The sequence below is a fragment of the Lacrimispora sp. genome (assembly GCF_036758025.1).
Classification (GTDB): domain Bacteria; phylum Bacillota; class Clostridia; order Lachnospirales; family Lachnospiraceae; genus Lacrimispora.
In genome coordinates this window covers 127,241-152,153 of the sequence record NZ_DAIOXM010000001.1, presented here as the reverse complement: position 1 = coordinate 152,153, position 24,913 = coordinate 127,241, and the positions used below count along the sequence as shown (strand labels likewise).

Genomic DNA, 24,913 nt, shown 5'->3' with positions numbered 1-24,913 from the left:
TCTTTTGTCTATTTTTTCACTCTTCTTGCTTTCCTGCCTTTTTGTCCGGTCTATATCAGCAAAAAAAAGCTGTAAAAAACAGCCTTTTAAGCCATCTTTTACAGCGGTCTGATATTCTGGTATTCAATTTTTAAAGAAAAGGGGAAGATATTCTTTATGGGCCTCCAGCAGCTCATCCACCACTGCAACGGCATCCCTGTCGCTGGCACACAGGGGATTCATGTTTAAGGCAGTCACGGCCAGGTCACGGCTTCCTGTCACCGCCGCTTCACAGACCAGACGCTCAAAGGCCTTCATGTTCTGTATGATTCCGCTGATCTGAGGTTTTAACTCTCCCACTGCAATGGGCTTCGGCCCGCCGCCGGTAATGATGCAGGCGGCCTCTATGGCGCTGTCCGCCGGAAGGTCGGAGATGGTGCCGTTGTTTCTCACATCCACATATTGAATATCCCCGGTATTGTTATAAAGAGAACAGACCAGGCTGCAGGCGGCATCACTGTATCTGGCTCCGCCTCTCATCTCAAGCTGTGTCGGCTTCACATCCAGATTTTCATCTTTATACAGCTCAAACAATTCATCCTCGGTCCGTTTCACCACTTCTCCCCGGACCCGGCCCTCCCTGTACTGCTCCAGCTCTTCTTCCAGCTGCTCCTTGGTAAAAAAGTAATAATTATGGTAAGGGCAGGGGATGCAATGAAGCCCGCGGATGAATTCCGGTGAAAATGGAAGGGTGGAAAAGTTTTTCATGGACACGGCATCCTCTGCGCTGATATTCTGGTAAATCTCCAGCATTTCCTCCAGCCTTGACTGCCCATCCACAAAAATATCGGTTGCAAACACGTGATGGTTTAAGCCGGACAGCTCCATGGTCACCCGCTCCGGCTCTACATTTAACAGTCTGGCAAAGCCATTGACCATATTGATGGGCACATTGCAAAGGCCCATTACCTTTTTAAAATCCGTATATCTCAGCACAGCCTCCGTAATCATTCCGGCCGGGTTTGTGAAGTTTATCATCCATGCCTCCGGGCACAGCTCCTGCATATCTTTTACAATATCCAGAATGACCGGAATGGTCCGGAATGCCTTGAACATGCCTGCTGCTCCATTGGTTTCCTGCCCTATCATGCCGTGGCTTAAAGGAATTCTCTCATCCTTGATTCTGGCTTCCAACAGGCCCACCCTCATCTGGGTGGTCACAAAATCCGCACCCTTTAAAGCCTCCCGCCTGTCATAGGAGAGGATTACCTTCATGGGAATTCCCGCTTTTTTTACCATGCGCTGAGCCAGGGCCCCCACAATTTCAAGCTTTGTCCTTCCCTCTTCAATATCCACCAGCCAAAGTTCTCTCACAGGCAGACTGTCATAACGTTTGATAAATCCTTCCACCAGCTCCGGCGTATAGGAAGAGCCGCCGCCAATGGTGACAATTTTAATCCCGTTCATGATGCCTCCCTCTCCCTACCCCTCTATCTTGTCTTTCAGCTCCTTGATCATCCGGTAAAGATTTAAGACCTCGGCTGCCTGGTCCTTTGCCATCATAGCCATGGTAAGGTGGTCCTGGGCGTGTACCAGAATGATGTTCACATCCACCGGATTGCCCTGGGCCTCCTGCTGGATCATGTCAATCTGGGACTGGTGGGCGGCCCGCATCTCTGCCTCCGCTTCCTTTAAGTGCTTTTCTGCCTCTTCAAAATTAAATTCCCTGGCAGCCTCCATTGCCATCATGGAAAATGACTTGGAATTTCCTGCATTCATAATGAGCTGAAATGCTGATGCATAATTCTCATCCATGATATATCCTCCCCTGTATTAAATTTTGCCTATATACTAGCACAGACATTTTTCTTTTGCAATAGCCAGAATCTTTAAAATGCTGTATACTCTTAACTATAAGGAGGCAGGATGCTTCCCGGGGAAACTTATTAATTTTTCACAAAAACAGATGGAGGAAAGCGATATGCTGGCTGATTATCATGTCCACACCTACTTCAGCGATGATTCGGAATGCACCATGGAGGAAGTAATTTTGCAGGCCCTTTCTCTGGGGCTTGATGAAATTGCTTTTACGGAGCATGTGGATTATGGGGTGAAAACGGATTTAAACTGCGATTACAAAGCGTATTTTGAAGAAGTGAGAACCATGCAGGAAAAATACAGGGGAAAGCTGTCCATAAAGGCGGGGATAGAATTCGGAGTCCAGACCCACACCATCCCCCTCTTTCAGAAGGATTATGAGGAATATCCCTTTGACTTTATTATTTTAAGCAACCATCAGGTCAATAATAAAGAATTCTGGAATTATGAATTTCAGGAGGGAAAGAGCCAGGAGGAATTTCAGAAAGCCTACTATGAGGCCATTTATGATGTGGTTCAGAAGTTTAAAAGCTATTCGGTCCTGGGCCATTTAGACATGATCAAACGGTACGACACCTACGGAAATTATCCCGATGAAAAGATTATGGATATTGTGGAAAAAATACTGAATCAGGTCATTGCCGACGGAAAGGGCATTGAAATCAATACCTCCTGTTTCCGGTACGGCTTAAAGGACTTAACCCCTTCCAGGGAAATTTTAAAAAAATACCTTCAATTGGGCGGGCGTATTATCACAATCGGCTCCGATTCCCATAAGCCGGATCATTTGGGGAACCGAATCACGGAGGTAAAATCCATATTAAAGGACATGGGCTTTCAGCAGTTTTGCACCTTTGAAAACATGAAACCCCTTTATCATAACTTATAAAAAGGGAGCCGCTGCAACGATTCTGTGCAGCGGCTCTCCCTATATCTATTCTTTTATTACACTTCGAAAATCAAATCTCCGTAGCTTGGCATTGGCCATAAATCTTTATCTACAATCATTTCCAGCTTATCCACCGGAGTCCGGAGAGCTTTCATGGCAGGAACTACCTGGTCACGGCAGGCAATTGCCTGATCCTTGCCGGCTTCCATTGCCGCACATCCTTCTGCTGCATCGATGAGAGCTGCTAAAGCCACCTTGGCATCGGAAAGGTATTCGCTGACCTCTACAAGAAGCTCTTCCTGTACGCTGGTATCGGCTGCGGAGCATGCGCTCTTTACCTTGCTCAAAGAATCAGCCAGTATGGATACGTACCGGATCACTGCCGGAATAATCTGCTTTCCAGCCATATCGATCATAATTCTGGCCTCGATATTAATAGCCTTGCTGTAAGCCTCATATTCAATCTCAGCTCTGGATTCCAGCTCTGCCCTTGTGAACACCTTGAATTCCTCAAACATCTTTATGGAGGCATCTGTAGTGAGGGCGGGGATGGCATCTACCATTGTCTTAAGGTGTGGAAGGCCTCTTCTTTCCGCCTCTTCCACCCATGCCTCTGCATAGCCGTTGCCATTGAATATAATTCTTCTGTGTACGATCAGATTTTCCTTGATCATATCATGGACCGCTGCGTCAAAATCCTCTGCCTTTTCCAGAATATCTGCTGCTTCCTTAAATGCCTCGGCTGTAATGGTGTTCAAAACAACATTGGGTGAGGAAATGGAATCGGAAGAGCCTACCATACGGAACTCAAATTTATTTCCTGTAAATGCAAAGGGTGAGGTTCTGTTTCTGTCTGTCGCATCCTTAAATAAATCAGGAAGGGTTCTGACACCTGTCTTTAAGGTGCCTCCTGACTTGGAGTGGGTGGCCTCTCCAGTGCTGCAAAGCTGATCCACCACATCCTCTAACTGCTCACCGATGAATATGGAAATGATGGCAGGCGGGGCCTCATTGGCGCCTAATCTGTGGTCATTTCCCACGTCAGCAGCGGATTCACGGAGCAGGCTCGCATGTTTGTCAACTGCCTTTAAGATACAGGAGAGCACCAGCAGAAACTGGATGTTCTCATGAGGAGTCTCACCGGGATTTAACAGGTTGATTCCATCGTCTGAGGTCAGGGACCAGTTGTTGTGCTTGCCGGAACCATTGACCCCTGCAAAGGGCTTTTCGTGAAGCAGACAGTTAAGTCCATGGCGTCCTGCCACCTTCTTTAAGGTTTCCATAACAAGCTGGTTGTGGTCAACCGCTATGTTGGCCTGCTCGTAAATAGGAGCCAGCTCATGCTGGGCAGGAGCAACTTCGTTGTGCTGGGTCTTTGCAGGAACACCCAGCTTCCAGAGTTCTTCATTTACTTCCTTCATATAAGCAGCAACCCGCTCACGGATAGCTCCGAAGTAATGATCCTCCATCTCCTGTCCCTTAGGCGGTGCCGCACCGAACAAGGTACGTCCGGCATAGATCAGATCTTTTCTCTGTAAGTACTTTTCATGGTCTACCAGGAAATATTCCTGTTCCGGTCCCACGGAAGGGGTCACTCTCTTTGCCGTGGTATTTCCGAATAATCTTAAAATTCTCAGTGCCTGCTCATCCACTGCCTCCATGGACCGTAAAAGAGGAGTCTTTTTATCCAGAGCTTCTCCTGTATAGGAGCAGAAAGCGGTGGGAATACAAAGGGTCACGCCGATGGCATCTTCTCTTAAAAATGCCGGTGAGGTGCAGTCCCAGGCAGTATAGCCTCTCGCTTCAAAGGTGGCCCGCAAGCCTCCTGACGGAAAAGAAGAAGCATCAGGCTCTCCCTTTACCAGCTCTTTTCCGGAAAATTCCATGATCACCTTTCCCTCTGCGGTGGGGGCGGAAATAAAGGAATCGTGCTTTTCAGCCGTGATGCCGGTAAGGGGCTGGAACCAGTGGGTATAGTGGGTGGCTCCCCGCTCAATAGCCCACTCTTTCATAGCATGGGCAACCGCATCAGCGATGGAAGGGTCCAGTTCTGCTCCATCCTCAATGGTCTTTTTTAATTTTTTAAAAACATTCTTTGGCAGGTGCTGTCTCATGACGGTCTCGTTAAATACATTCTTACCAAATAATTCGGCTACGTTTACAGCTTCGCTCATAAATTTTTCATCCTCTCCTACTGATTTCCTTGTGCTTCTTCTAGTATCCTAAATATCTGAATATGCGCATAAATCAGAAAAGGCGTCCTCCCCGATAAGGAGAACGCCATCGTTCTTAATTAAAATAAATCATTTTTGCGAAAAAATCAAGTCTTTTTTTTGAAACTTTTATAAGCGGTGTTATTAAGCTTTTCCAACGGAACCAAATAATTCCATTTTCTCACGGACAGTTGCCTTAATTGCCTCGGTTCCCGGAGCTAAAAGCTTACGGGGATCAAAGCCCTTGCCTTCCAAATCCTTGCCAGCTTCAATATACTTACGGGTAGCCTCTGCAAAAGTCAACTGACACTCTGTGTTTACGTTGATCTTTGCAACACCAAGGCTGATGGCCTTCTTGATCTGATCCTCAGGAATGCCTGTTCCGCCGTGAAGGACCAGAGGCATATCGCCTACCTTATCCTTTACTGCAGCCAGAGTCTCAAAGCTTAAGCCAGCCCAGTTTTCCGGATATTTTCCATGGATGTTGCCGATTCCGGCAGCCAACATGGTTACGCCTAAGTCAGCGATCTGCTTGCACTCGTCAGGATCTGCACATTCGCCCATACCTACAACGCCGTCTTCCTCGCCGCCGATGGAGCCTACTTCTGCTTCGATGGAAATTCCCTTTTCTGCACAGACTTTTACAAGCTCTGTGGTCTTTTCCACATTCTCAGCGATAGGATAATGGGAACCGTCAAACATGATGGAAGAAAATCCTGCTTCAATGCACTTGTAGCAGCCGTCATAGGAGCCGTGGTCTAAGTGAAGAGCTACGGGAACAGTGATGTTCAGCTCCTCTATCATGGCCTTTACCATAGCTGATACGGTCTTATAGCCTGTCATGTATTTGCCTGCGCCTTCGGAAACACCCAGAATGACCGGGGATTTCATTTCTTCTGCTGTCAGTAAAACTGCTTTCGTCCACTCAAGGTTGTTGATGTTGAACTGTCCAACTGCGTACTGTCCGTCTCTTGCTTTTTCAAGCATGTCCTTTGCCGAAACTAACATATCACAAACCTCCATTTGCTTTATTTATCTTACTTATCTTACATTCTTTCATTATATACCATTTTGTCCCATTTGGAAAGAATAATTTTTTCCACATTGTTTAATTTATAACAAAGTTACATTTTGCTTTCATCCGAACTTTGTACTATAATGAAATGACAGAAGCTTTAAATACATAACAGGAGATATTTTTATGAGCGACAAAGTAAGAAAAGAAAAACCGGAACTGTTTTCGGGAAAACAGCTTCAACAGTTGATTTTCCCTCTGGTCATCGAGCAGGTTCTGGCCGTGTTTATGGGAATGGCGGATACCGTTATGGTCGCCTCCAACGGAGAAGCGGCTGTATCAGGAATATCCCTGGTGGATACCTTCAGCCTGCTGCTGATCGGTCTGTTCGCAGCTATGGCGGCCGGAGGCTCTGTGGTCACAGCCCAATACATCGGCAGAAAAGATGAAGCCAACGTTGCCAAGGCTTCCGGACAGCTTTTTCTGGCCATTGGCAGTCTCTCCATCGTTCTCATGACAGTGACCCTTCTTTTTAATTCGTCCATTTTAAGATTGATATACGGAGCCATTGACCCGGAAGTTATGAAAAATGCGAAAATTTACTTTTACCTTTCGTCTCTTTCCTATCCCTTCCTGGCTTTTTATAACAGTGCGGCAGCACTTTTCCGGTCCAGGGGAAACTCGAAGGTACCCATGCAGGTCTCCCTGGTTGCCAATATCCTGAATATCGGCGGAAATGCGCTGTTTATTTATGGATTCAATATGAGTGTGGCAGGTGCCGGACTTTCCACTTTGATTTCCAGAATCATGTCGGCAGTGACCATACTGTATCTCCTGCGCAGCCGCAGCTTTGTCCCGGTGGAATTTACCTTTCGCCCGGATAAGACCATGCTTCACCGCATCCTTTACATCGGCATACCAAACGGTCTGGAAAACAGCATCTTCCAGCTTGGAAAGCTGCTTCTCTCCAGCTTAACTGCCAGCTTCGGTACCACAGCCATTGCCGCAAATGCCGTTGCCAGCACTGTCGCCAACATGGAAACCATACCGGCCAGTGCCATCGGAATTGCCATGGTCACAGTGGTCGGTCAGTGTGTCGGTGCCAGAGAGCTGAAGCAGGCCCGCCGCTATATGGGGAAAATGCTGAAAACAGCATATATCTGGATATTTGTTTTAAACCTTATCCTTATCCCGCTGTTAAAACCCATCAGCGGCGTATTCCGTCTGTCCGGGGAAACCAGTTCTCTAGCGGTAAAACTGATGCTTTACCACAGCATCTGCTGTATGCTGATTCATCCCCTGGCCTTCTGCCTGGCTAACGGCTTAAGGGCCGCCAATGACGTCCGCTTCACCATGACGGTTTCCGTCTGTTCCATGTGGATCTGCCGGATTGTGCTGGCTTACGTCTTAAGCCTTTACGCAGGCCTTGGCCTTATGGGAATCTGGATTGCTATGACCATTGACTGGCTGGTACGGGCCATCTTCTTCGTCACCAGGGTCTTAAATGGAAAATGGTGCCGCTACGCCCACCGGAACATCGGTTAACCTAAGAAATTTTTCCCAGGAAATTTTCAACTGTTTCCTTCATCTGATCCGCATGGCATTCTGTATTGTGACATACAGGAGCTGTGCGGATTTCTTCTACTGCCTGGGGAATGGGAACTCCGCAGATTCCTGCTAAACGGTCGATGACCTGGAATTCATCGCAGGTTTCCTTCTTCCCTTCAATGGCTTCCAGAACATTTCTGGAGAACTTATAGGGACTGGCAGTGGAGGCGATGACATTCTTCGTCTCATCCTTTGTCTCTGCTTTGTACTGCTCGTATACGGCTGCAGCCACTCCTGTATGAGTGTCAATTAAATATCCTGTATCCTCAAAGAGCTTTTTAATCACAGCCTTGGTGGATTCTTCGGAGCTGTAGCCCCCCTTAAAATCTGCCATGAATTTCTTCATTTCACCGGTTATCTCATAGCTGCCCTTTTCGCCCAGTGACTTCATAAGCTCTGCATTGGCCTTTCCGTCGGAACCGGCGCTTAAGTATATCAGACGCTCTAAGTTACTGGAAATCAGGATATCCATAGAAGGAGAACTGGTGAGGATGAAGTCTCTGTTCCTGTCATAGACACCTGTCTGGAAGAAGTCATAAAGGACTTTATTATCATTAGAAGCGCAGATCAGGTTCTTAATAGGAAGTCCCATCTGCTTTGCCAGGTATGCAGCCAGGATGTTGCCGAAATTTCCGGTGGGAACAGTGACGTTGATCTCTTCTCCTTCGGAAATTTCCCCATTTTCAAGAAGTTTTGCATAGGCATAGACGTAGTAAACTACCTGAGGCACAAGTCTTCCAATGTTGATGGAGTTGGCAGAAGACAGCTGATAGCCTTTTTCATCCAGCTTTTTGGCAAATTCCTTATCTCCAAAAATCTTTTTCACCCCTGTCTGGGCATCGTCAAAGTTTCCGTAAATAGCTGCCACATGGGTGTTATCTCCCTTCTGGGTCACCATCTGAAGCTCCTGAACACGGCTCACTCCATCCTTGGGATAAAATACGATGATCTCCGTTCCCTCCACATCGGCAAATCCTGCCATAGCGGCCTTTCCCGTATCTCCTGAGGTGGCGGTCAGAATGACAATTTTGTTCTTTACCTGATTTTTCTTTGCTGCCGTTGTCATCAGGTGGGGGAGAATAGAAAGAGCCATATCTTTAAATGCAATGGTGTTTCCATGGTACAGCTCTAAATAATAGGAACCTTCCGCCTTTGATAAGGGTGTAATCTCCTCTGTATCAAACTTGCTGTCATAAGCCCGTTCAATGCAGCTTTTCAACTCTTCTTCTGTGTAATCCGTAAGAAACAGCTTCATAACCTCATAGGCTGTTTCCTGATATGTCATCTCTGAAAGCTCTTTTAGGGACTTGTCAAGCTTTGGAATAAAGGTCGGCATAAACAGTCCCCCATCCTCTGCCAAACCCTTTAAAATTGCCTGGGAAGCCCTTACTCCAGCCTCTCCTCCCCTTGTACTCTGATAGGATATTTCCATGGTATATGATTCCTCTCTTATTATTCAATGGTCAAAAACCTTGCCAGAATTGTAGCACACTTTATCAGATGGCGCAAGAAAAAAGAGGAAAAAGTTTTCATACAGCGCACATATGTTTTTATATCAAGGACATTTCATTTAAAAAAAGGGCTGTTTTCTGCTGACCGCGGACAAACTGATCCTTGACTTTCCTGTAAAAATCATTTATGATTTCTCATATATAGATGGGAATGAAGTTCTCCCATGGCTTGGGCCGAAATGCAAGGAAAGCTGATGACTTCTACAAAATCGTAGAGAAGGTGTCGGCTTTTTTATTTTGGAAATTTTAAGAAGGAGATTTTAACTATGACCAAATTTAAAAATTTATCCATATTTCTGTTTCTGACAATAGCCTTGGGCGTTTTCATGGGTACGGCCTCAGCCGGATTTTTAAAGCTGCTGGAGCTGATGACCTATACAAGGGAACACCACCTTATTTTTATCGCATTTCTCCCTGCTGCCGGAGTTCTGACAGCGGCCGTATACCACAAGTTTGGAAAGAACTCTCAGAGGGGAAACAATTTAATTATCGACAGCGTGCACAAACAGGCTGAAGTTCCTTTCCGCATGGCTGTACTGACCTTTTTGTTTACGGCCCTGTCCCACCTCACCGGGGCATCTGTCGGCCGGGAAGGTACTGCGGTGCAGATTGGGGGAACCTTTGCCAACAGCTTAAGCAAACGCTTTAAGCTGGATAAAAAAAGTCATATAATTCTTGTTATGTCCGGAATCAGCGCCGGGTTCGGTTCCGTATTCGGCACTCCCTTAGCAGGAGCCTTCTTTGGTATGGAAATGTGCTTCGTGGGAAAATTGAGCTATGAAGCTATATTTCCCTGTTTCCTGGCTTCTTTTACGGCCAATTATATGACTCAGGTTTTGGGAATTTCTCATTCTGTATATAAAATAAAAGCAATTCCGTCTTTAAGCCCTTATATCATTGCCATTGTGATAATTGCTTCCTGCGCATTTGGCTTTGCAGGTAGGCTTTTTGCAAAATCCGTACACAAATTAAAGCAATTGTACGCAGGGAAAATCAAAGGGCCCGTTTTGCGGGCAGCAGCAGGAAGCCTGATTGTATTGGCTGCCATGTTTGCCTTTCAGGGAATTAAATACGATGGATTGAGCACCTGGATGATAGGTGCCGGATTTGACGGAAATGTCAATCTGTTTGACCCTGTCTTAAAATTCATTATGACAGTCTTATCCCTGGGTGCAGGATTTCAGGGCGGAGAAGCAACCCCGCTGTTTGACATCGGAGCCTCTTTAGGGGGATTGATCGGACAGGCTTCTCATGTAGAACCTTCCCTTCTGGCCGCCTTGGGCTATATCGCCGTATTTGGCTGTGCCGCCAATGCCCCCATCACCACCGTCATGCTTGGAATTGAATTATTCGGCACCAATGCAATGCCTTATTATGTAATTGCCGCTCTGGTCAGCTACTATGCTTCGGGGCACAGCGGAATCTATCCTGCCCAGGTCATTGCTGTCAGCAAATATGCTTCTCTCCAGGACCAGGTTGGCCAGTCCTTAGAAAACATCGGAAATAAGAATTCAACCCAATAGGCCCCGCTTTTGAGGGAGAGAGATAAAATAGATATAAGACATTTCAGAAAGGATTATAAAAATCATGAAATACCAGAACATGCTAAAAGGAACCTTTTTAAGCCGTCCTAATCGTTTTATCGCCCATGTGCGAATTACATCAGAAGAAGGCAGAGAAGAAACGGTTGTATGCCACGTAAAAAATACGGGACGGTGCCGGGAACTTCTCATTCCGGGAGTCACAGTACTGGTTCAGTTTCATCCGGAAGCCAGAGTACTTGGAAGAAAAACAGAATACTCTCTGATCGGCGTATGGAAAGAACGGGAACATGGACAGGGGCCGCTTCTCATCAACATGGATTCCCAGGCCCCAAACCAGGCAGCCTATGAATGGCTGAAGTCCATGGAGGGAAATATGACTCTGCCCTTTCATTCCGGGTCGGGCAGGGAGATATCAGGAAGTCCCGCTTTGGAATGCCTCCGCCGGGAAGTCACCTATGACCAGTCCCGGTTTGATCTGGCCTTTCAGCTTACATTTCCAGGAGAAGAAGGCCGGGAGCCGGAACGGGTTCCCGCATTTATGGAAGTAAAGGGAGTCACCCTGGAAGAAAACGGACTTGCCATGTTTCCCGATGCGCCTACGGAGCGGGGTATCAAGCACATGGCTGAGCTGGTACACGCACACAAGGAAGGATATGAAGCTTACATATTATTTGTCATTCAGATGAAGGAAATGGAAGCTTTTACTCCTAATATAAAAACGCACCCCCAATTCGGAGATGCGCTTCAGGCTGCCGCTAAGGCAGGGGTTCATATTCTGGCCTATGACTGTATTGTGACGGAGAACTCTCTTTCCATCCACCATCCAGTTCCTGTTTTCTTATAAATCATATCAGTCCTCCCGGCGAAGAAGAATAAAGTTTCCAGTCAGGTCATTGAGAATCTTGGCCTGACTGTTCAGCCCTTGCCGGTCACACGTTCTTTTGGGTCAGTGCTGTTGAACAAGCCATCAGATAATAGTTATTTTGATTGAACGGAAAGCTTCCCAATGTAGACAGGGGAACCTTTTTTGTATGTGCCGCATAGGAGCGCTGGTTAATGTGGTTAACAAATGTAGCCATAATGGGATACCGTTCTCTCATACTGGCTAATGAAGCGTAAAACACCTGCTCAAACACCCCTGTTCCTCTGACAGATTTATCAACGCAGACCGGCCCGTACTGATAAGAATTTTCCCTGGTCAATCCCTGGCCCTCAAATGAAAATTCAGGCAGTTTTTCAATCATGTTGGCAAAAAACGGCCACTCTTCCCAAAAATCCCAGGAAGCTGCCATTGCAAAAGAAAGAACCTTTCCCTCCTCCTTTGCAATGGTGACACCGCGCTCCTTAAGGATCAGTGCCTCAAGCTGTGCTCCTGTAAAATTAGTTGTTACAAAACCGTCTGGTTTATCCTCTTCGCTGATATAGCTGATGTGGTTTGCTTTGAGTAAAGAAAGAATTCCCTCAACATCATCCATGGTTGCCTGCGTAATTATCATAATCGTATTCTCCTCTTTTTTTCAAGTTCACATATAAATTAAAACTTCCGGCCTCCGCCTCCCATGGTCCTTCCTGAGGAAGAATGGGTCGTGCTCCGTCCGCCTGAGGAAAAACCTCCGCCTCCCCGGCCTCCGCCGCCGTTGTTTCTGGGAATGGGAACATGGGTCACCCTCTTGTTAAGCAGATGGTCCACATTGTTATGATACTGGAACTGAGAGCTGGCACGGTAGGCCATGAGAGAACTTCTGGCCCTGCCCCTCTCCTTTTTCATGGAATACTGGCGGACCACGCCGCTGCAGGTAACCCCTGCTGCAAACAGGGCCACAAGAACAGCCAGACCGGCTTCATACCATCTGATGCTGCGGTAAACACTTATTTTCCCAGTATCCCTGTCATAATTATACTGTCCTCCGGGAATTCCAGCCTTATAATACTTGGCAACACCGTCCAGAAAGCTTTCGGCACAGGCTCCATATTCCTGATTTGCAATCTTATCATAAGCATCATCCAAAATAGCATTCCAGCGCTTATCCGTCAAAAACCGGTTCATCGCTCCTACCGGAAGAATGTATATCTCCCTGTTATCCATATCCATGAGAAATAACACACCGTTGTAGTCCTTTCCCACTCCGAACAGGCCGTCAATGTAAAAGTCCTCCGCATACTGCTCTGCGGACTTCCCGCCTGCATCATCAGTGGTCACAAGAACCACATCCATATTCATCTCTTTCATCATGGCCTGTATCCGGGTCTCCAAGACTGACCTTTCTTCTCCGGAAAACAATCCCGCCCCGTCAAATACCCGTTTCTCTCCGGAGCTGTTTCCCGGCTTCTGATTTCCGGCAAAGGACTGTATGTTCCAGCAGAAAACTGACAGAAGCAGAAAAAACACAGCCAGAAAAGCGGTTCCCGGCCAAAAGCCCGCACACAACCGTTTTATCTTCATCATATCAGATACCCCACAATCAGCAAGACAATCAATATGGGAACAAATATTTCCGCAAAGAGAAGGGACAGTTTGAATTTATCCACCGGAAGCTTTCCGCAGACCTTTCCGGTCTGTCCGTTTATGGTGAAGTAATACATCTCATCCCTGCCCTCATCCCGGTAAGTAAGGGCCCAGACCGGCAAAAGAGCGTACTCCCAGGCCTCATCCTTTAAGCGTATATCACTGCTTTCAACCCTTAGGGAGTCATAGGAAGTGATGCTGTTTCTCAGGGAATCCTGGGCAAAGGACCGCACCTCTGCCTTTACCTCATCTCCAAACTCCTGCTCTCCCATATCCCTGCGCTCTGCCAGAAAGCCGGAAAGGTATGCCATGGAAAAGTTCTTCATCTTCTCCGTTTCATAAGGCAATACGCCTTCTACCAGCTCCCGGTTTGCTTTTTTCAAGGCATTTCTGGGTACAAACTTCACTGGCATGGAGCCTTCCCTCTTCACTTCAAAGGTCTGAGTCTCTGTATACCGGTGATTCCCGCTGACCCATACCCGCACCCGGTCCCCACTGGCGTTTAAACGCCCTTCCGCCCGGCAGCTATAGAGCATATAGGGAAAATAGACGCCGGAAATCTTTTCAATCTGGTCCTCGCTGTAAAAAGCCTTTGGCACAAACCGTTTCTTTTTCATCCACAGGCGGAAGATATCCACTGCCTTTTCCTTTTCAATGGCAAAGGGAACCACATAATCCGGATTGTATTCTCCCGAAAGCCTGCCCGACAAAATCACCGGATTGTGGCAGTAGTAGCAGAAAGTGGCCGCAGTGGTGCCGTCTGTAACGATTTCCGCACCGCAGCTTGAACAGTTGTAAAGGAATGGCTCGCCGCCCCCTTTTTCTGCCTTTTCTGCCCTGGGCGCCTCCTCCCCTGCAGCCACCTGTTCCTGGGTGAATTGGGACAGACAGTATTCACAGGCATACTTCTGTTTTTCCGGATCAAACTTGAGAGGGCCTCCGCAGTTTGAACATTTAAAAGTTAAGACATCACTCATACTCTCGGCTTTCCGCATTCAGCACAGAATTTCCCCTTGTTTTCAGCTCCGCATTGACAGGTCCAGGTGTCGGAAGGCTTGGGATTTCCGCATTCCGAACAGAACTTTCCCTTATTCACGTTTCCGCAGCCGCAGGTCCAGGCGCCTTCTCCTGGGCCTCCTGTATTCCCTTGTGCAGCCCCTGGCTGGGAATTCATCTGTCCTGCCTGATTTCTCTGCATCTGCTGCTGGTTGGCGCTTGAAGCTGCTCCCATAAATCCGCCGCCTGTATTCATCCCCATATTCATTCCCATAAATCCTGCCATAGAACCGCCGGTATTGCTTCCTGCGGCCTCCAAACCTCTGGCAATAGCGCCCTGTACATAGCCTTCCCTGACACCGGGGTCACCCAGCATGGCTCCCTGATTCCTCATATTAATCAGTTGTTTGGACTCGTCATCGTAGGAAATGCTGGCAATTCCTACAGACTGGATCTCCATTCCCCTTCCCGTCTTCCACTGCTCATCCAGGACATTGGACATATACTGTCCCAGCTCTCTTCCCTTGGAAGACACGTGGGAAATCCTTATGCCGTCAGCGGACATCTGATTCACGGAAGACTGAAGGGCTTCCAGGAATTCAGACAAATACTGGGCATTGATATCATCCACTTCCACCTTGGAAGCATTTTTCGGAATCACTTCCCCATAAAATAAAAGCGGGTCAGTCACCTTGATGGAATACGTTCCATGAGCCCTCAAAAACAGTTCTGCATTGTAGAACTGGTCAAAATAGTTAATAGGATTGGGGGTTCCGAACTTGATTCCCTTGATTTCCTGTAGATTGATAAAATACACTTTCTGAGATGTGGGAGTCTGTCCGCCGTAGCGTATGCGGTCAAAGGATTCCCTTAAAGCCTCTTCAAACTGTCCGTTAAAAAGAGAAGGCATAGAGGAATTTTTCACCGTAAAATATCCCGGCTCTCCTGTATAATCGATTACCCTTCCTCCATCCACCAAAATCATGAACTGATTGGGATAAACGTGGATGACAGAACCATCTGATACAGTATTATCCGTTCCCTTTACATTGGACCCTTTGCGAATCTTCACCCCGCTGGTAAATACGGTCTGATCTCCCATATTGCCTGCCTCTATGACTTCCAGCCACTGGTCGGCCAGTGAACCGCCTACGGCACTGGTAATCGCTTTAATAATTCCCATGTTGTTGTTTCCTCCTCAATCAATTTTATTTTTCTTTATTATACTATATAATAAAGCCCTTGACTATACTGTCCTCCGGAAGGATTTTTTGAAACAGCTTTATTTTTCTTTCTTCAAAGACGATATAACTTAAGATAGATAATTTTTTATCAATGGGAGGGCATTTACATGAGTGAGTATTTTTCAAGCAATGTGGAAGAAGGCATACGCCTTGTATGGATGCAGTTTGATGAAGAAAAGGCCCGGAAGGGCAAACGGCTGCTTTTGGAGGCTGCAAAGGAAGGTGACGGGAATGCATGCTGTTTTCTGGCCCGCACTTATTTTGGCGTCAATGGGCTGGAAGAAGACATGGACACCGCCTTTGAACTTCTTCAAAAAAGCCAGGAGCTTGGCAGTGCCTGCGGCCTTCTGACCATGCTTCAGTTTAAAAGGCTGGTAAAAAAGGCCTTAAAGAGTGCCGGGCAGGAGGCGTGCATACAGGCAGCCAAAGAGGTTCGGGAAAAGGCGGAGGGCGGCCATGCCTTCTGCCAGTACATCATGGGACTGTATTACTTCTGGGGCGGGTATTTGCTGACAGAACAGTTTCAGGATCAGGATAAGGCTTTGGAAGAACGGATTCCCGGAGCTCTGCTTTGGCTGGAAAAGGCGCTGAAAAACGGTGTAACTCTTGCTCTCGTCAACTTATCTGACTTATACAGCTATTTGGGAGAGGAAAAGAAACTGGAAGAAGCCATGAATTTTGCGTCTGAAAAGGGCGATCCCATATGGCAGTGGCTGCTTGCAGAACAGCTTTTCGATGAGGAACGGTATGAAGAGGCCTTTCGCTGGTATGAACGGCTGGCAGAAGCCGGGGATATCAAGGCCCGGTTCGATATGGGCTTTCAGTATGAGCATGGGCTGGGCATAGAGGCAAACCCGGAAAAAGCCCTGGCCGCCTATGAAATGGGGGCAAAACAGGGAATACAGACCTGCCAGCTCCGCCTGGGGAAACTGAATTTATGGGGTAAGTTTGTTCCAAAGGATGAATCCCAGGCATATCACTGGTTCTGTCAGGCGGCAGGAAATGAAGATGAGGTTGAAGATGAAAAAAATCCCGTCAGTGAACTGGCAAAGATGTGGAAGGGGCATTGCCTGCTCTACGGCCTTGGCGTAAAAAAGGACGAAGATGAGGGAACAGACCTGTTATACAGTGCTCTCGATTATAACTTCCCCGGAAAGGGAGAAGACCAGGATATGACGGAAGAATCCCAGTTCGACTGGAAAGAAGACGTGCTGCAGCTTTTCTGGGATTTAGGAGATGCTTATGAAAACGGTTTGGGTGTGCCTGTAAAAGAACATAACGCCGGATATTATTTCAGCATCGTGGCAGAAGCCGGCTGGCCGGAAGCCATTGAAAAAATGAAGCATTATAAGCAGGCAGGTCTGCTTAAGCGCTGGAAGCGCATCAAATAATACGATGACAGAGGTGTATTCATGTTCCTGGCAACAACCTTATTAAACAACCAAAAAAGGCAGGCGTTTTTCCTTCTCTGGCGCCGCCTTTTGCTGGCAGCTGTCTTTATCCCTTCCGGAATCACCACCATAACAGGAGGTGCCAAATCCACTGTTACAGGGGATCACGGTCTGATCAGGCTCATAAACCTGCTGCTGCCTCTTTCGAAAAAATATCCTGTTATACAAAAATGGCTTCCCATTTTCGTTGCTGTCATCTTTCTCATTTTAGGAGCAATTTTTCTGTTTCAGGCAGGAAAATACGCATGGCAGATGATTCCCAAACACACGCTTTTGGGATCTTCCATAGTTCAGCAGGCCAAAACTCACGAAAGCTTTTCTGATGCCCTAAAGTCCATTGATACAGATATGGAGCGGGGATTCCATTCCTTTGAAGGAGTTTTCATTGGAAGAGAATGGATTCTCGGTCCGGCAGCCATGCGCTTATCCCGCATCAAAGGAATGTTTTCCCTGGATAACGGCAAAAATGATTACAGCTTATGCTGCGTCGATGATGACAAAAATGTCTTTCCAGCCATCTTAACCCGCAGAGAAGACCGGGACAGCGTGGAAGAATATCTTAAAAAGACCCTGTCCAACATTGTAACAGGCAATGTATTCGCTTATACAGCCTTTCTCATGGACGCCCTTGATAATCCGCAGATGATGGCGCTTCCACCTGACGCGGCCTTTGCGCTGGTAAAGCCCGATGGAATTCCAACCTCTAACTTTACATACGAGGAGGCCAGGGCGGCCCTTGACTCTCTTTCCCCGTCTCAATCCATTGCATTAAAGCCTTTAAATGGCGGAAAAACAGGCACAGAGGAAATTTCCTTTGCCTGCAGGGAATACAGGCAATGGGAAATTACCGTCATATGCCAGGAAGATGATATCCAATGGCCCATGGTAAAACTTGCAGATGAGCAGGAGGCTATGAGAATTTTAGAAGATTTGATTAAAGAAAAAAGCTTCCGCGCCTTTTCACACGGAACAGGCGCGGATAACAAAATATAATAGTACTTTCTATAAGCCTTCCCTCATCATGGCAATCTCCCTGGCATATCCGTCCAGTTCATTGGGAGTTTCCAGATAAAAGGGAAGGTCTTTTAATGCGGGATGAGACACCACCCGCTTTAATGCTTCAAAACCAATACAGCCTTCCCCGATTTTTGCATGGCGGTCCTTGTGGGCTCCCAAGGGGTTCTGGCTGTCATTTAAATGAATGGCCTTTAACCGGGAAAGGCCGATCACCCGGTCAAACCGGTTCAATACGCCGTCCAAATCCCCGGCAATATCATATCCACCATCCCACACATGGCAGGTATCTAAACAGACTCCCATCTGGTCACTTCTTTCCACACGGTCAAGAATTTCTCTCAGCTCCTCAAACTCCCGTCCCACCTCACTGCCCTTTCCCGACATGGTTTCCAGCAGCACTGTGGTATGAAGCTCCGGTGTCAGAACCTGGTTCAGCATATCCGCAATATAGCGGATTCCCGTCTCAGCTCCCTGACCCACATGGCTTCCGGGGTGGAAATTATAGCAGTTTCCGGGCGTGTATTCCATGCGCTCTAAATCATCTCTCATGGTCTCCGCAGCCAGTTCTCTTAAGTGTTCATCGGCAGAGCAGCCATTTAAGGTATAGGGGGCATGGGCCAGAATCCGGCTGATTCCATGGTCCTTGGCAAATTCCAGATAGCGTTTCACATCCTCCGGATTCATAGCCTTGGCCTTGGTTCCTCTGGGGTTTCTGGTAAAAAACTGAAATGTATTGGCATCGATTTTCACTGCCTCTTTGCCCATGGCCAGATAGCCTTTTGATGAAGACAGATGACAGCCGATTGTAAGCATAAAAATCTCCCTTGTTATTTTATTTTCCGTATTCCCTTTCCCGGACTGATGGCCCTTATTGCGGCAAAAAGGAAGATAGCGGCCAGCAGAAGCTGGATGAAGATGCTGAGCACCACCCAATTGTCTAACACAAAGCTTTCCGGATGGGGCCCAAATACGTTGTTCAAGCTTTTCAGCACCTGGTTATCTCCCGTCTGCCTGTTTATCATCACATAAAAGGTTGCCACAGGATTGATGAGAAGCAGATACAAAAAGCCGCCGGTATTGGCCTGATCGGCCATTCCGCTGGCAGATAAGGCATAGGTATTGGTCATGTTCATTCTGGCTATGGACAAAGCGAACACATTGACCGCATAGGTGCCTGCTGCAATGATGATCAGCACTCCATAGCTGACCACTGTCGCAATGGTGGACCGCTTGAACAGAGAGGAAAAACAGATTCCCATGCTTCCGCACAAAAGAGCCACCGCCAAATAGCATAAAAGCAGAAGGAACACGTCATAATACATCACCCCTCCGTATACGAAGGACACGGCCAACAGGGGAAAGCTGGATAGGATGAGCAAAAACATGGTAGCAAAGGAAGAGGTCAGCTTTCCCCAGATGATCTCCCAGGGCTTCATAACCGTGGTAAGGAGAAGGTCCAGAGTCTGGCGCTCCCGTTCCCCGCTGATGCTACCCGCGGTCAGGGCAGGCATAATAAACATCAGCATGACGAATTCCACCACTGCCACAAATACATATAAATTGGTAAAAGAAGAATACTGGATCTCAGCAGTCAGCTTTACCCGCTCTAAAACCGAGTACATATTGAGCATGACTACCAGAGCCAGAACTGCGTTAAAAAGCATGAGGATCAGGGCCAGGCGGAAGCTTCTGGCGCTGACCGTTGTTTCCCGTTTATAAACCGGATTCATTTTCATGAACAAGCACCGCCTTTTCTTTATCGTGATCCGTAATCTGCATGAACAGAGATTCCAGACTTCCAGGCTCCCTGTAAAATCCATGTACAGGCACCTCTGCATCCACCAGACTTTGCAGGAGAAGGGCTTCCTCCTGATCATCACCGATAAAGTTTACCCGGATATCTCCTTCCTTCACCGCAATGGTCTGGACACAGGGCCTGCTCTTTAAAATGGTCAGAGCCCGTTCTTTATTTCCCAGAATGGAAATGATCAGAGGATTGGAAGCGTTGACCCGGCGCAGAATGGCGTCCATACTTCCGCTTAAAACCATCTTTCCCTGGTCAATGATTCCGATATCCGTACACATCTCAGACAGCTCAGACAAAACGTGGGAGCTGATAAAAATGGTTTTTCCCTGCTCCCGCAGTTCCTTTAAAATCTCCTTGAATTCAAACCTGGTTCTTGGGTCTAAGCCGGAAGCCGGTTCATCTAAAACCAGAAGAAGGGGATCGTGGATGAGAGCTCTTGCCAGACAGAGGCGCTGCTTCATGCCTCTGGAAAGACTGTCCACATAAAAATTAACCTTGTCTTCCAGCCCCACCTGCTCCAAAAGAGTCATATACCTGGTTCTGGCCTTTAAGCCGCTGATCCCGTAGCAGGAGGCGAAAAACTCCATGTATTCATAAACCTTTAAATTGTCATAAACTCCGAAGAAATCCGGCACATAGCCGATTTTAAGCTTTAATTCATGGGAACCGCCGGACACATCTGTCCCGTCAATAATCACCTTTCCTCCGTCTGCAACCAGAAGTCCTGTCATGATCTTGATGGTAGTAGTCTTCCCTGCCCCGTTGGGCCCTACAAAGCCGTAGAGGGCACCCTGGGAAATATGAATATCCAGGCCGTTTAAGGCGTGGAATTTGCCAAAGCTTTTTCTTAAATCTTTAATTTCCAGCATTATTTATCCCTTCCTGTGACACTCAGCATGGGCAGAGTTACATACCAGTTGTTTTCCGACGTGCTGTCGCAGACGTATTTGACTGTCAGCGTGTTGCCCGGAGACAGATATGGGGTCAGTTCTCTTCCATGGTAAACCTTTTTATCCGGGTTCATTACATCGTAGTTTCCGGTGTCGTGGTTATAGAAATGAATGCTTCCTTTAAAAACATTGGTAAAATACAGGCCTTCACTGTTTAAAAATTCCTCAGAAGGATTTTCAAAGAACAACTCCTCCACCTCTAAATCATTTCCAAGAGAATACTCCAAAGACACCGGATCAATTCCGTAAATGGCGTTGGAATCCGCATAATACTGCCCGTTTACCGCTGTTGGAGGCTTCATAAGAGCAGAGCGGGAAACCTTCCCATTCATTGTGGTTTTCACGTCAATGGTAGAGGTAAACATGGACATGCCGTAGGTTTCGTAATCCCCTCTGGCAAGAAAACGGTTTTCCGTCTTATCCCTGCCAAATGCCACAACCCTGGCCTCCTGATTGTAAAAAGAAGAGAAACGGTCCAGATAAAAGCTCAGTATATTGGTTCTGGAAAGAGCCAGCATGTAGGCAGGATCTTCAATATCCGCCTTGGGATACTGATAGCTTCCCGTCACCCTGGCAGATACCAGAAACGGGTTGTTAATGGGATAATTGACAGCAGGAAATCCGTCTAATTCCATGGTCTCTCCAGGCTCCAGGACATCGATGGCCACCAGTTTTCCGTACATGAGGATTCCCACCCTTTCCACCGGAAACGGGTATTCATTGGTTACGGTGCCGTACACCTTGCCCTCAAATAAGGTAATATCCCCGGCCAGCCCCTTTTTGTCTGTGTTAGGCGTCCGTTTTCTTAAGGAGTAGTACTTGGGATCAAAGGCAGAGGCATTCTGGACTGAAATCTTTGTCTCAGCCTCTCCATAAAAGACCCTGACCTTGTAATCTTCATTTCCCGTAAACTTAGGCACCGGAGTTCCTTCGTAGGTATTGCTTCTGGTGATAGGTAAAAGATCATAGGAAGGATCTAAGGAAATGGTGTAAGCCTTATTATAAGGAGTTCTTATGTTGATGGAGGTATACTCATCCACATAGTCCTCTGTCGTATCCAAAATGGTGGCGTAATTGAAAAAGGTATCCTTAAACCGGGTTTTACCTCCCATTAAATACACCACTGCAGTAAATGTCAGGGAAACTCCCACCACTGCCATCCGGTAAAGAGTTCTCTGCTCCCGTCTCTTTAAAAAGAGGTAAAGACCAGGTCCTGCGATCACCAGATAGCCCAGGATTACCACTGCATAAAGGGACAGATTGGGCAGCTTTTCCGTATCTCCGGTGTTGAGGATGTTCTGGACCGACCAGTACTGGCTGGAATTGCCGCTATAGAGGTAGGAGGAAAGATTATTTAACCGGTTCTCTCCCAAAAAGGCGGTAAAAAGCTTATCCACGTAAGAACGCTGAACCCGGCAGAATTCGGCGATATCGATAAAGTCATAAGCAGCCACCCCTACGCTGCCCTTTCCTTTTACTACAGAGGTGAGAACGGGAAACTGGTCATTGGACAGCACTTCCGTTCCTCCGCTTAAGGTCACATTGGTGCATACCAGATTCATAAAGGAATCTCCGGGGCCATTGACCGCATATTCCACTCCCATGTCCACCGCTTTTTCAGCAGGCGGAGCGTAAGGTTCTTCCAAAAGAGAGGAACGGAAGGCGTAAAGGGTATCATCGGCTCTCGCGCCGGTTCCGATGAGCAGGGTTCCTCCTGCCTTCACCCATTCCCAGACGGCGGAAACCTGATCCCCCGACAGATTTTTGGTGTCATAGTCTGTAATGACCAGCACATCCAAAAGATCCAGCCCGATGGCATTATCCGGCATCTTTTCTGTGCCCATCTCAAAGGTCTTAATGCGGACTGAGCTGTAATTGACTCCAACCCCCTCCATGTAATCAAGCTCCTGGGGATTGTCGGAAAGAACTCCCACAAACAGCTCTGCCGTATCCAGACTCACATTCATTTTTAAGCGCTTGCGAAGAAGTTCCCTTCCCTGGGGGTCCAAAAGCTTTACATAGAGAACATCCGCCCTGCCTACGGGAATGTCCAAGGATTCCTCTAAGGAACCGGAGGGGTCTAAAGAAACGGGATAATCATATTCGTAAATATCATAATCCGATTCCATTGCCGTAATCCGCAGCGTTCCCTCAAAGGACACCTCTGACTGGCTGTTTAAGGTCACACTCACAGGCACGTAGCGCCCGCTTTTGGCATTTTCCTCATAGCCGTAGGAAACCTCCATGGAGACCGGGGAGCTGCCTTCTCCCTGGTACTGTTCTGTATAGGAATTCCCTGTCTCTGTTTCATAAGGCCCTGTCATCCCATAAGCAGGCAGCACTGCACTGCCCGTGAGAGTCAGGACCGCGGCCCAGACCAGGGATATCTGTCTGAATCTCATCCTCTGTCACCCTATCTTTCCAAAGTTCTCTTTGTTCACATCAAAATTGACCTGCAGCTTTACCGTAAAAACAGTTCCGGATAAGTCACTGGTCACATCAATGGTTCCGCCGTGCATATCCACAATGTTTTTGGCAATGGCAAGCCCCAGCCCTGTTCCGCCTGTATTGGTGGAACGGGACTGCTCCACCCGGTAGAATTTATTGAATATCAGAGGAAGCTCCTCTTCCGGAATCACATAGCCGTAATTGATGACCTGAAAAGTCACCAGCTCATCGCCTCCGTGAATCCTCACCAGAATCCGCTTTCCGTCCGCTCCGTACTTGATGGCATTGTTGATCAGATTGTCAAACAGGCGGGCCAGTAAATTGCCGTCGGCTGTGATGACCTGAACCGGAACATTGCTCTGAAGCTCATAAGATAAGTTCTTATCCACAAAGCTGGGGTAAAATTCCTCTAAAAGCTGGCTCAGAAGCTTTACCACATCCACCCTGGACACGTTCATGGAAATCTTTCCGTAGTTCAGCTTGGTAAAGCCGAAGAGGTCTTCAATCAGCTTTTCCAGCCTCTTTGTCTTCACATAGGCAATGCCGGTGTACTTTTTTCGCATCTCAATATCTAAGTTGCTGTCTCCGGATAAAAGCTCCAGATAGCCGATGATGGAGGTAAGGGGAGTCCTTAAATCATGGGCTATGTTGGTGATCAGCTCATTTTTCGTCCTCTCCGCCTCTCGTTCTTTATCCATCAGCTCTTTTAAGTCGCCTACCATCTTGTTTAAACTGGCAGCCATGACGGAGAACTCATCATCTCCCTCAATGTCCACAGTAACATTTAAATCCCCTTCGGAAATGCTCTGCATGGCATTGGAAATCCTTGCTATGTATTTCATGGACTTTTCCTGAAGAATGAGAAATGTGACGGTGAACACGCCGATGCCCAGAAGGACGTAAATCAAGATGACCACCACATCAAAGGAGGTGAGCATCTCTAAAAACGCATTGTCCCTCTGGGTATTTCTCATATAGGAAGCGATGAGAGAAACATTGGTGACCAGAAATATTTCGATCAGAACCGTGACGACTGCACTGTAAAAAATGTTGGCAATGACACGGGTGTGGAAACGGCGGTTCATATCACTTTTCAATTTTGTAACCTACCCCCCACACAGTGGTGATGATTTTGTTCTGTCTGGTATCTTCCTTCATCTTGCCCCGCAGACGTCTGATATGTACCATAACGGTGTTGTTGGCCTCATATACCTTTTCATTCCAGACCTTTTCGAAAATTTCGTCTGTGCTGAAAACCCTGCCCGGGTTGGAGGCTAAGAGGTAGAGGATGTCAAACTCAATGGGGGTCAGTTTGATTTCTTCGTTGTAAACCGTTACTTTGTGATTGTCTTTGTTAATGGTCAGGCCTCTGATGGAGATTTCGTTCTTTGCCATCTCATTGGACGCGCTGTTGGGGTTTAACTGGGTGTAGCGGCGGAGCTGGGATTTTACCCTTGCTGTCAGTTCCAGTGGGTTGAAGGGCTTTGTTACGTAATCGTCGGCTCCGGTTCCCAGGCCTAAAATTTTGTCTAAGTCTGTGGATTTGGCGCTGAGCATGATAATGGGGATGTTGTTGGTTTCACGTATCTTTTTGCACATTTGTAATCCATCCATGCCGGGCATCATGATGTCCAGAAGGACTAAGTGGATGGGGTTTTTCTCCAGGATCTCCAGGCCCTCTTGGGCGTTGTTGGCTTTATGTACTTTATATCCGTCGCTGACTAAGTAGATTTCTACCAGGTCTGCAATTTCTTTTTCATCATCCACGACCAGTATGTTTATTGTTTCGGACATGAAAAAAATACCTCCCTTGTCGTTTTGTGTATGAGGTTCGGCGGTGCATTCATAATTTGGCGT

The 24,913-nt window shown here is 47.3% G+C and carries 21 protein-coding genes and 1 riboswitch; of the genes, 6 read left to right on the top strand and 15 right to left on the bottom strand.

What is annotated here, in order from left to right:
* Positions 1-123: 123 nt before the first annotated feature.
* Positions 124-1,446, bottom strand: a complete 1,323-nt coding sequence (locus V7M78_RS00635; protein WP_333645517.1) for a 6-phospho-beta-glucosidase — start codon at positions 1,444-1,446, stop codon at positions 124-126.
* 15 nt (positions 1,447-1,461) lie between these two features.
* Positions 1,462-1,794 (bottom strand): PTS lactose/cellobiose transporter subunit IIA, encoded by a 333-nt coding sequence (locus tag V7M78_RS00630; protein WP_333645516.1) that lies wholly within the window; start codon positions 1,792-1,794, stop codon positions 1,462-1,464.
* A 166-nt stretch (positions 1,795-1,960) separates the two neighbouring features.
* Between V7M78_RS00630 and V7M78_RS00625 the strand changes: the two genes are divergently transcribed.
* The gene (locus V7M78_RS00625) at positions 1,961-2,746 is read left to right on the top strand and encodes a histidinol-phosphatase HisJ family protein (protein ID WP_333645515.1); all 786 of its coding nucleotides are present in this window, start codon (positions 1,961-1,963) and stop codon (positions 2,744-2,746) included.
* 56 nt (positions 2,747-2,802) lie between these two features.
* On the opposite strand, the gene V7M78_RS00620 is transcribed toward V7M78_RS00625, so the two are convergent.
* Together V7M78_RS00620 and fba are read right to left on the bottom strand one after the other, a co-directional pair.
* A complete protein-coding gene (locus V7M78_RS00620; protein ID WP_333645514.1) occupies positions 2,803-4,920 on the bottom strand; it encodes a glutamine synthetase III family protein in 2,118 nt (705 codons plus the stop codon).
* Between the two features lie 183 nt (positions 4,921-5,103).
* Positions 5,104-5,967 (bottom strand): class II fructose-1,6-bisphosphate aldolase, encoded by an 864-nt coding sequence (gene fba / locus V7M78_RS00615; RefSeq protein WP_333645513.1) that lies wholly within the window; start codon positions 5,965-5,967, stop codon positions 5,104-5,106.
* Positions 5,968-6,160: 193 nt separating this feature from the next.
* Between fba and V7M78_RS00610 the strand changes: the two genes are divergently transcribed.
* Complete coding sequence (locus V7M78_RS00610; protein ID WP_333645512.1) at positions 6,161-7,519, top strand: MATE family efflux transporter; 1,359 nt, start codon at positions 6,161-6,163, stop codon at positions 7,517-7,519.
* A 1-nt stretch (position 7,520) separates the two neighbouring features.
* Here V7M78_RS00610 and thrC read toward each other — a convergent pair whose 3' ends face one another.
* The gene (gene thrC, locus V7M78_RS00605; protein WP_333645511.1) at positions 7,521-9,014 is read right to left on the bottom strand and encodes a threonine synthase; all 1,494 of its coding nucleotides are present in this window, start codon (positions 9,012-9,014) and stop codon (positions 7,521-7,523) included.
* A gap of 217 nt (positions 9,015-9,231) precedes the next feature.
* Positions 9,232-9,304, top strand: a riboswitch (Fluoride riboswitch).
* A 55-nt stretch (positions 9,305-9,359) separates the two neighbouring features.
* Here thrC and V7M78_RS00600 point away from each other — a divergent pair.
* Positions 9,360-10,616: a chloride channel protein gene (locus V7M78_RS00600; protein WP_333645510.1), complete on the top strand. Its 1,257-nt coding sequence runs from the start codon at positions 9,360-9,362 to the stop codon at positions 10,614-10,616.
* A 64-nt stretch (positions 10,617-10,680) separates the two neighbouring features.
* Positions 10,681-11,481, top strand: a complete 801-nt coding sequence (gene sfsA, locus V7M78_RS00595) for a DNA/RNA nuclease SfsA (RefSeq protein ID WP_333645509.1) — start codon at positions 10,681-10,683, stop codon at positions 11,479-11,481.
* A gap of 85 nt (positions 11,482-11,566) precedes the next feature.
* On the opposite strand, the gene V7M78_RS00590 is transcribed toward sfsA, so the two are convergent.
* The 4 genes from V7M78_RS00590 to V7M78_RS00575 are packed head-to-tail and all read right to left on the bottom strand — an operon-like array spanning position 11,567 to position 15,322.
* Entirely contained in the window at positions 11,567-12,133 is a 567-nt protein-coding gene (locus tag V7M78_RS00590) for a hypothetical protein (RefSeq protein WP_333645508.1), read from the bottom strand.
* A 38-nt stretch (positions 12,134-12,171) separates the two neighbouring features.
* Positions 12,172-13,083 (bottom strand): TPM domain-containing protein, encoded by a 912-nt coding sequence (locus V7M78_RS00585; protein WP_333645507.1) that lies wholly within the window; start codon positions 13,081-13,083, stop codon positions 12,172-12,174.
* Complete coding sequence (locus V7M78_RS00580; protein ID WP_333645506.1) at positions 13,080-14,120, bottom strand: TFIIB-type zinc ribbon-containing protein; 1,041 nt, start codon at positions 14,118-14,120, stop codon at positions 13,080-13,082. Before V7M78_RS00580 ends, V7M78_RS00585 begins: the two co-directional genes overlap by 4 nt.
* Positions 14,117-15,322 (bottom strand): SPFH domain-containing protein, encoded by a 1,206-nt coding sequence (locus tag V7M78_RS00575; RefSeq protein WP_333645505.1) that lies wholly within the window; start codon positions 15,320-15,322, stop codon positions 14,117-14,119. Before V7M78_RS00575 ends, V7M78_RS00580 begins: the two co-directional genes overlap by 4 nt.
* Before the next feature lie 168 nt (positions 15,323-15,490).
* Here V7M78_RS00575 and V7M78_RS00570 point away from each other — a divergent pair, with 168 nt between their 5' ends.
* Both V7M78_RS00570 and V7M78_RS00565 read left to right on the top strand, forming a co-directional pair.
* Positions 15,491-16,774 (top strand): tetratricopeptide repeat protein, encoded by a 1,284-nt coding sequence (locus V7M78_RS00570; protein ID WP_333645504.1) that lies wholly within the window; start codon positions 15,491-15,493, stop codon positions 16,772-16,774.
* A gap of 21 nt (positions 16,775-16,795) precedes the next feature.
* On the top strand, positions 16,796-17,827 hold the full coding sequence (locus V7M78_RS00565; protein WP_333645503.1) for a hypothetical protein: 1,032 nt from the start codon (positions 16,796-16,798) through the stop codon (positions 17,825-17,827).
* 9 nt (positions 17,828-17,836) lie between these two features.
* Here the strand turns inward: V7M78_RS00565 and V7M78_RS00560 are convergent, their stop codons facing one another.
* From V7M78_RS00560 to V7M78_RS00535, 6 genes are read right to left on the bottom strand one after another with little or no spacing between them, the layout of a single operon-like run.
* A complete protein-coding gene (locus tag V7M78_RS00560; protein ID WP_333645502.1) occupies positions 17,837-18,664 on the bottom strand; it encodes a deoxyribonuclease IV in 828 nt (275 codons plus the stop codon).
* A gap of 14 nt (positions 18,665-18,678) precedes the next feature.
* Positions 18,679-19,587, bottom strand: a complete 909-nt coding sequence (locus V7M78_RS00555; RefSeq protein WP_333645501.1) for an ABC transporter permease — start codon at positions 19,585-19,587, stop codon at positions 18,679-18,681.
* Positions 19,565-20,527: an ABC transporter ATP-binding protein gene (locus tag V7M78_RS00550; protein ID WP_333645500.1), complete on the bottom strand. Its 963-nt coding sequence runs from the start codon at positions 20,525-20,527 to the stop codon at positions 19,565-19,567. The genes V7M78_RS00555 and V7M78_RS00550 overlap by 23 nt, the downstream gene beginning before the upstream one ends.
* Entirely contained in the window at positions 20,527-23,010 is a 2,484-nt protein-coding gene (locus V7M78_RS00545; protein WP_333645499.1) for a hypothetical protein, read from the bottom strand. The genes V7M78_RS00550 and V7M78_RS00545 overlap by 1 nt, the downstream gene beginning before the upstream one ends.
* Positions 23,011-23,016: 6 nt before the next feature.
* Positions 23,017-24,153 carry a sensor histidine kinase gene (locus V7M78_RS00540; protein ID WP_333645498.1) on the bottom strand — a complete coding sequence of 379 codons (1,137 nt, stop codon included), beginning with the start codon at positions 24,151-24,153 and terminating at the stop codon, positions 23,017-23,019.
* The gene (locus tag V7M78_RS00535) at positions 24,143-24,850 is read right to left on the bottom strand and encodes a response regulator transcription factor (RefSeq protein WP_333645497.1); all 708 of its coding nucleotides are present in this window, start codon (positions 24,848-24,850) and stop codon (positions 24,143-24,145) included. Before V7M78_RS00535 ends, V7M78_RS00540 begins: the two co-directional genes overlap by 11 nt.
* Positions 24,851-24,913: the final 63 nt, after the last annotated feature.